This window comes from Alkalinema pantanalense CENA528 (assembly GCF_050753345.1).
Taxonomy (GTDB): domain Bacteria; phylum Cyanobacteriota; class Cyanobacteriia; order Leptolyngbyales; family Leptolyngbyaceae; genus Alkalinema; species Alkalinema pantanalense.
Window position 1 is genome coordinate 1 of the sequence record NZ_JBLZFX010000202.1, and the last position, 2,943, is coordinate 2,943.

Annotated in this window: 4 protein-coding genes; 3 read left to right on the forward strand and 1 reads right to left on the reverse strand. The window is 44.2% G+C overall.

All coding sequences use genetic code 11. The annotated features are described in order from the left end of the window. Window positions 1–240: 240 nt before the first annotated feature. The 3 genes from ACN4EG_RS27505 (at window position 241) to ACN4EG_RS27515 (ending at window position 2,037) form a co-directional block, all read left to right on the forward strand. On the forward strand, window positions 241–882 hold the full coding sequence (locus tag ACN4EG_RS27505; RefSeq protein WP_431633477.1) for a hypothetical protein: 642 nt from the start codon (window positions 241–243) through the stop codon (window positions 880–882). A 33-nt stretch (window positions 883–915) separates the two neighbouring features. Next, on the forward strand, window positions 916–1,746 hold the full coding sequence (locus tag ACN4EG_RS27510; protein WP_431633478.1) for a hypothetical protein: 831 nt from the start codon (window positions 916–918) through the stop codon (window positions 1,744–1,746). A 132-nt stretch (window positions 1,747–1,878) separates the two neighbouring features. Continuing rightward, complete coding sequence (locus ACN4EG_RS27515) at window positions 1,879–2,037, forward strand: hypothetical protein (RefSeq protein ID WP_431633479.1); 159 nt, start codon at window positions 1,879–1,881, stop codon at window positions 2,035–2,037. Here the strand turns inward: ACN4EG_RS27515 and ACN4EG_RS27520 are convergent. Beyond that, window positions 2,013–2,792, reverse strand: coding sequence for an Rpn family recombination-promoting nuclease/putative transposase (locus tag ACN4EG_RS27520; protein WP_431633480.1), 780 nt, complete (start codon window positions 2,790–2,792; stop codon window positions 2,013–2,015). The genes ACN4EG_RS27515 and ACN4EG_RS27520 overlap by 25 nt on opposite strands. Between the last annotated feature and the right edge of the window lie 151 nt (window positions 2,793–2,943).

The following is a 2,943-nucleotide window of genomic DNA, read 5'->3' on the forward strand; positions in this document are numbered from 1 at the left end:
CGAAGCGAGCCGCAATGGATGACACGTTTATGCTCCAAGTCTTAGCCGCTGCGTTGCCCGACTCGGGTAAAGACTCCACCCCTAGTTGTCAATAGCGTTTGAGATGCGCTTACCCTGATCACTGCTGGAGGCGGAGCAGTAGCAGGTGGTGGTGCACTCTGCATTACAGGCATCGGCTGTCTTGGTGGTGCGCCAGCTATTGCAGCAGGTAGCGCTTTACTAGTTTCAGGTGCTGTAACTTTGAAGGAAGCATTAGAAAATGCCTTATCTAACGCTTCTGTCCTACTCTCATCTGGCCTAAATTTTTTCTTCGGTAAAGATTCATCAGTAGGTAGTGGTAGTCCCTTACCACCCAGCAGAAAAGATGTATTAGGTTTGATCAAAAAGGCTCATGCAGATGGAGATAATACGAAAGATGATGAAGCATATGCAATTGTAGATATCTTGGAGAGAATTTCAACCAAAAAAGATGGGCGTCATTTCTTATCCGAGAATAAGATAGCAAAATTCTTTACTAGTTTAAGAAAAGACCCTAACACTCCACCAATCGATAGGGATGATATAAAATTACCTGAAGCTTTAATTGAGAAGCGAAACGGAACATTTGTTGCAGTTGAAGTGAAAAATGAGACTGGAGTTACTATTGACAGTGCATTAGGAAAATTCAAGGACATAATTTCCTTGATTAGAGATCCAAATATTGATATGAAACAAAATATATCCGAGTATGTTTTGTACTTAAACCCTAGTAAATTTAGGTATTTTAGAGATCAATTGTATAGTGTGGGCAAGGGGAATATTCTTTACTATGATGGCAAGCCTTATAAACTACCTGATGGTAAGACAGTGCAGATTAAATGGTCTCAGTTCATACCACGATAATTAAGTTGGGCGTTAGAGTTAGGAGATTTTTGTATGGGTTGGGATTTAGAATTACTAGTTTGGTGTAAAAGCGACAAACTCCCCAGTCAAAGGCTCTTGGACTTAGTCAACCACCTTGGGAAGAGTCCTCTCTTTGGACGTATCTCTCGTGTCGAGGTTAAGAAAAGTCCACACTATTTCAAAGGTGACTATATAACCTTTAAGCAATTAGATGGGAAAGGACTACCCAGAGATGAAATCACCCGCATTGTCGAGCAATATACTAACCAGCCTGTGGCTTTTGAAGCTTGGTGGAGAACTCATTCTTATCATGAATACCTTGAAGAAAATATCTATGGACGCAGAGTCCGTAAAATTGTTGAAGAGCCTTGGAGAATCGTGATTGAGATCGTAAATCGTGATAAATCTTGGGCAGGGCACCCCTGTGGGATTGATATGTTTTGGGATCTTGGTAACATGGGCTATCTTTCGCCTGCAATGAGCGGAGAACGCGCCAAGCTCAACATTTTAGCTGTAATTTATCAACTTGAAGTGCTAATCGAAGCAGATGTCGCCACCATTCATGCTCACAATCTAGACAATGAACGCCATCCTAGAACTTTCTACTTGGCATACCATTGTGATGCCGATGGTTTTCGTCAAGATTTAACTTTGTGGACACAGTACATCTTTCCTCAGCCTCAATTGACGAAAGAACAGGTGATTGACATTGCTCAAGCTTGCGAAGAGATTGAATACCTGGAGGTTGCAGGGGGAGTGCTAATTTTTCACCAAGACCTCGTTGATGGTAATCTCGCTAGTTTCTACGATGCGATCGTTGAATGGTTAACTAATGGTGAAAGCCAGTCTCATGCAATCAGCTAGAAATCAATCACTACTGATTAGAGAAATCTTCGATCGACCCTTTCCTTTAGCGATCGACTCAATCAATTTGTGCCTGCATTGCTTCCAGTTGCTCTACGGAATATTCTGTAATCCGCGCGATCGTTCGTTGCCATGATGTTCGATCGACCGTTGACTTTAGCGATCGGCTGCATTAATCTGAGCCTGCATGGATTCCAATTGTTCTATGGAATATTTGGTAATTCGGGCGATCGTTCGTTGCAAAAATGTTCGATCGACTCTTTCCTTCAGCGATCGGCTGCATTAATCTGAGCCTGCATGGATTCCAATTGTTCTATGGAATATTCGGTAATTCGGGCGATCGTCTCTAGGGCTAAGCCTTCCTGCAACATCTTCATCGCCAGGATCCGCCGTTCCTCTTCTTTCCCCTCCGCCTTGAGTTCCGATTCCCACTCTTGATAAATCACCGATTCCCGCATCACTTCCCTCCTGAGAATTCGTTGAATCACCGTCTTCTCCAATGATAACCCAGCCATCACGGCACTGCTTACGGTCAAATTGCTCCGCTCCGTCCGATCGTCGATCTCATCCAACCGCCTTGCTACTTCCCGTAAGATTGCTTCTCGATCGTTCGTTTGGGTCAATACCGCATAGGGCAATAATCCAGGCCGTTGTAGAAAGGGTTCCGGTGGTTGCTCCCACAGCCGCACAACTTGGAACTGATGGCGGAACTGATTACCTGCAAATTGTGTCACGTAAACCCAGTCTGAGGTCGTTTCCCGTAGATAAATCACCACTTGCACTAAGGTTCGATCGGGATATTTTCGATAAATCCGCAGCGCATAATCTGCCATGCGAAAGGGTAAATCTCGATCGGGGTTGGTTTGAAATTCACAATGGACAATCACCTGTTGCGATTTCAATAAAATCACCGAATCCGCTCGAATCGGTTCGATCGACAGTTCGGTCGGTTGCAGTTCAGTTAACGCGATCGGTTCTCCCAACAACCAGGCTGCAAAATCCTGGGAATATTGCTGGATCAGGAATTTAGAAAGATTATCAAACATAGTGCAATTTTACTATGCTTAGCAAGACTGAGATTACGCCAATGATTGGGATCGGGATGATTTCTATCGGTTTTCGTTGAGTGCGGCCAGTCCGATCGGGCTGTGGTTGCATGATTTGACGGGGAATGGGGAGTTGCAGTTGCTCGACAGT

Coding starts and splice junctions, on each gene's coding strand:
- ACN4EG_RS27510 (WP_431633478.1), top strand. CDS start 916: ATGGGTTGGGATTTAGAATTACTAGTTTGGTGTAAAAGCGACAAACTC.
- ACN4EG_RS27515 (WP_431633479.1), top strand. CDS start 1,879: ATGATGTTCGATCGACCGTTGACTTTAGCGATCGGCTGCATTAATCTG.
- ACN4EG_RS27520 (WP_431633480.1), bottom strand. CDS start 2,792: ATGTTTGATAATCTTTCTAAATTCCTGATCCAGCAATATTCCCAGGAT.